This window comes from Brevibacillus sp. FW301-21C12A, from assembly GCF_058788915.1.
The window spans coordinates 1-3,540 of the sequence record NZ_JBYTBG010000094.1 but is presented as its reverse complement, the minus strand read 5'-3'; the positions used below and the strand labels follow the sequence as shown (position 1 = coordinate 3,540).

2 protein-coding genes and 2 pseudogenes are annotated in these 3,540 nt (G+C 43.0%); all 4 read right to left on the bottom strand.

Going from position 1 to position 3,540, the window contains the following annotated elements; genetic code table 11:
- Positions 1 to 74: 74 nt before the first annotated feature.
- Positions 75 to 482: pseudogene (locus tag AC3WQH_RS25300) on the bottom strand (ATP-binding cassette domain-containing protein); the annotation flags it as partial.
- Positions 483 to 501: 19 nt separating this feature from the next.
- Entirely contained in the window at positions 502 to 1,314 is an 813-nt protein-coding gene (locus AC3WQH_RS25295; protein WP_492332319.1) for a DUF1430 domain-containing protein, read from the bottom strand.
- An 88-nt stretch (positions 1,315 to 1,402) separates the two neighbouring features.
- Positions 1,403 to 2,213 (bottom strand): annotated as a pseudogene (locus tag AC3WQH_RS25290) (IS3 family transposase).
- A gap of 319 nt (positions 2,214 to 2,532) precedes the next feature.
- A complete protein-coding gene (locus AC3WQH_RS25285) occupies positions 2,533 to 3,450 on the bottom strand; it encodes a hypothetical protein (protein WP_492332318.1) in 918 nt (305 codons plus the stop codon).
- Positions 3,451 to 3,540 lie beyond the last annotated feature (90 nt).

The following is a 3,540-nucleotide window of genomic DNA, read 5'->3' as shown; positions in this document are numbered from 1 at the left end:
CCTTCTTGGGGTGAAGTCCTTTTTTATGCTTTTCAAGTGCTTGATACGAAAGGGCTCAGAAATCTGCAAAAGGCTCGCTTGAGTGAGATATCCAGCCCCACTTTCTCCAGTGCCTCTTTTTTTAATTTTTGCTTTTCCGCTCTTGTTTTTCCCGAATAAAGCAGCGGGACCTCAAGGTTATAGTCAACGGTTGCATCATCAATCAATGCGAAGTTCTGGAAGAGATAAGCAATTCTTGTTCTAAGCAGTTTGTTTGCCTGAGCCGATCCAATCCGCGGACGCTGCTTATCAAACAGTTTCACTGTGCCACTACTCGGATCTTCAAGCAATCCCATAATATTGAGAACAGTCGTCTTGCCAGAGCCGCTTTTACCCGTAATAGCGAGCATATCTCCTTCATATACTTTCAAATTGATTTGTTCAAGAACCGTGTGATCTTGATAGCGTTTGCTGACATCAACCAGTTCACATACCGTTTTCATGCTGCTCCCCCACCTCCTTTTAGTACTTTTCCTTTATTTTTCCGCTCGATAACAAACAGTGGAGAACAGACGCTACAAATTCAATAGCGAGCACCCCGCCGCCTATTGCAAGCAGACGATCGCTAGATGATCCGACTGCTTCGTTGACGGATGACGCTACCATAGATACACTTCCGGCCATTTGAAGCAAACTGGATGCAAAACCACTGTTTACCAATAGGCAGGCGCCGATCTGGATCGCCCATGTCACCGACAGCAACCACATATATTCCTGGTACGTTTTGAAAAAACCGGTACCGAATAATCTGCGCACGATAAATCTTCGTTGAAATTTGCTAAAAAACACGCTCAGATTTTGTACGACAAGCACCAGCAATCCGGCTAACAGTCCGAGACTGATGAATGTAAGCTGGGTCCTTGTATTTTTCAATTCATATATCTGACTCAGAACATATTGGTCGACTGATATCAGATTTGTCAGGTTATCGTCGAGCTTCAGCCTTTTCAGTTCAGGTTCGAGCAACTCGAACGTCCGTTCACTGTCTCTGTTTATCAATTTCACCTTTAACGGATCGCGGCCCCCCCCTCCGCTCATCATGTTGGCTTTGTCTGCAACAAGGCTGTTTTTCTCAGTAACGACGCGAATAATCGGATCTACAATCATATTGTTTTCTAATGGAAACACTTCTGGATTGAAGCTAAATATTTTCTGGTTATTTGCTGTCCAGATGATAGACAGCCGTTGATTTCTTACACGATCCGGAACTTCCACCTGAAACATGTTCTCATCTGCCTCAACAAGATTCTTTCTGTTTTTCTTAAAGTACTCCAAAATTTCTTTTTCCTTGTTACGGTATTTTTCAGGAACAAGCAAAATGAAATCGCTTGTATCCTCTGAAATGTGGACTGTCAACACCAAACTAGACGGATTTCTTAAGTGCCTTCTGTTTGTAAACGAGTGGACTCAGATACCCCAATGTCGAGTGAATTCTTGTTTCGTTAAACCACTTGACGTATTTTTCTAATTCTAGCTTCAACTGTGTCAACGACTCAAACTGCCGATTCTTTACGAACTCTGCTTTGATTAGCTTAAAGGTAGCTTCAGCAACTGCATTGTCATAGGGACAGCCTTTCATGCTCAGGGAACGTTTGATTTCGAACGTGTGGATGACTTCATCAATCGTCTGATTTTTAAATTCACTACCACGATCCGTATGAAAGAGCTGGATCTGACGCAAGTCTCCCTTTACGCTTGAAGTTTTGCTTTGATCTTCCTTGCTCCATACACGCGCTGATTCTCTTCAAAAATACGGATAATTGCTTGTTCCACTTCATCATTGACAGATGATTGCTCATTACTCTCGTAGTAGTAGGTACTCCTATTGACCTGAAGAATCTTGCACATGGCCGATATGGGATACTTATGAGCGTTTTGCTGGATTACCGTTATTTTCGTCCGAAGATCAGCGCTGCTTGCTTTAAAATATCGTTCTCCATTTTCAATCGTTGAATTTCCTTACGTAGCGCAAGGAGTTCATTCTGTTCCTCTGTCCGGTTGTCCTTTTCTTTGAAAGAACCTGTTGTTCTACTCTGTTTGACCCAACGGTCAAACGCAGATGCACTCAGATCATATTCTCTCAAAATATCTGCCCGCGGTTTCCCATTCTCGTAAAGTTGAACCATCTGCTGCTTGAACTCGTCTGTAAATGACCGACGCTCACGTTTCTGCATGACATTCTCTCCGTTCCTTGTCGATTTGATTTCAATCTACTAGACCTTAAGAGAATTGTCCAATTCAGTGTAGCCGATCCACAAGTTATTAGGGCACCTTTTGGGGTGCCCTTAACTAATATGCCTCCAGCTTTTACTTTTGCGTAAGCTTACAAGAAAGGGTCTGGGAGTTTTCGCAAAAAACGGTTGTGCGAGGTAAATAAGCTTATGGTATCAGGAAATACGAATCCTTTCCTTAAAAAACGATTTGAGAGGATTAATATTTGATTCGTATGGTGAGCAGCTTGCTCTCTCAGGAAAAATTATGATAGAAAACTCATTAAAAAAACCGATTCTTGAACTGTGCGAAGTTATTTTCTCCGGAGCGGACGTCACTTGGTGTCTTGGCAATAGAATGCGAATAGCGATCTTCACCCTTAATCTTAAGCTTGTAGTGTTTTCCATCATCAGTCAACTCAAACCCGAGTTTAATTAGTTCCCTTTTTCCCTGACTCGACAAGCCGCCAGACTCCGTCAGCACGGCTTTCACCTGATCGATAAACGTTTTCTTGTTGTTCGTTCGCTCGTTGGCTTCCAGAATGGATTCCAACATATTTCGGATGCGTACTGAACAGCTTCCGCTCCTGAGCTTCTCCTCAATGATGTCGAGAATAAGTTCCGCCTGCTCGTTGGCGAATAGTTCCACTTCGGCGCCTTTGAAAATCAACGGTCTCTGCTCGTCCAACTCATTTGAATACAGCATCTGCTGTATTCCCTTCAAATAATAGTTTTCTGCCTCTAGGCTCCTGACCTGTTCCCGTAGCTCCTCGTTTTCCTGCAAAGCGTACTCGATCATCCCGTTGTTTTCGGCTTCGCCTTCGCGGTACCGCTCGATCGCCCGTTGATATTGCAAGTGTTGAACGTAGGACCAGCGGTATTCGTCAGCCGTTTTCCGCGTATTCAACACTGTTTTTACGTAATTTTGGATTTTTTGATTGATGTTTTCGTCTGTGTCGTTCAACACAAATCTTCTGAAATTACGGTCTTGCCAATAGATACCGATTGAGCCATTGTACGCATTTTTTCCATCCGTCAATGCCTTCAGCATCGTTGATACCTTCGTATCCGTCTCGAAATATACATGCGCCAGTCCGGCCAGTTTCAATGCCAGCCTTCGACTTATGACAATTTTTTCAAGGTTTGGATATAACTCATTAATAATCTGTTCTCTTGTCAAAACTTGATTAGGGTGCTTCATAAGGTAATAAAGTCTCAATAGCCCCTTAGGAAACTTGGACACATGGAGTGTAATTTAGTACACTATATGTGAACAGGGGGAAGGCAACAA

Bases quoted from the DNA above. Each gene is read 5' to 3' on its own strand.
- AC3WQH_RS25285 (WP_492332318.1), bottom strand. From the start codon at position 3,450: ATGAAGCACCCTAATCAAGTTTTGACAAGAGAACAGATTATTAATGAG.